Origin of the sequence: Aquibium sp. A9E412 (assembly GCF_030398335.1) — a bacterium.
In the GTDB taxonomy this organism is placed as follows: domain Bacteria; phylum Pseudomonadota; class Alphaproteobacteria; order Rhizobiales; family Rhizobiaceae; genus A9E412.
In genome coordinates, this window is sequence record NZ_JAOAOP010000153.1 from 1 (window position 1) to 509 (window position 509).

The following is a 509-nucleotide window of genomic DNA, read 5'->3' on the forward strand; positions in this document are numbered from 1 at the left end:
CGGCTATCCGAACCGACAACGGGGTGCCCTTTGCCTCCGGCAATGCCTTGTTCGGCTTGTCCAGGCTCTCCGTCTGGTGGCTCAGGCTCGGCATCGCGATCGAGCGCATCAAGCCCGGCCATCCGCAGCAGAACGGACGCCATGAGCGCATGCACCTGACCCTCAAGCAGGAGGCCACCAAACCCGCCTCCTTCAACTTCCTTCAGCAGCAGGAGCGCTTCGATGACTTCGTCCAGATTTACAACAATGAGCGGCCACACCAGGCCCTCAACGGGGCATGTCCCGGCGACATCTATACACCCTCCTCGCGGCTCTATCGCCCGCTCGAGGAGCCGGATTATCCCTTCCATGATCGAACCGTGCGCGTCACACGCTGCGGACGCATCTGCATCGGAAGACGCAAGATCAACCTCTCAACCGTCTTCGCAGGCCAGCTCGTCGGCATCCGACAGATCGATGACCAGATCTGGCTTGTCAGCTTCCTAAACTATGACTTGGGTTTCTTTGAC

At 59.9% G+C, this 509-nt stretch carries 1 protein-coding gene; it reads left to right on the forward strand.

From position 1 onward, the window contains the following. The coding region (locus N1F89_RS20665) for an integrase core domain-containing protein (protein WP_290086395.1) at nucleotides 1–509 on the forward strand (509 nt) is incomplete at both ends.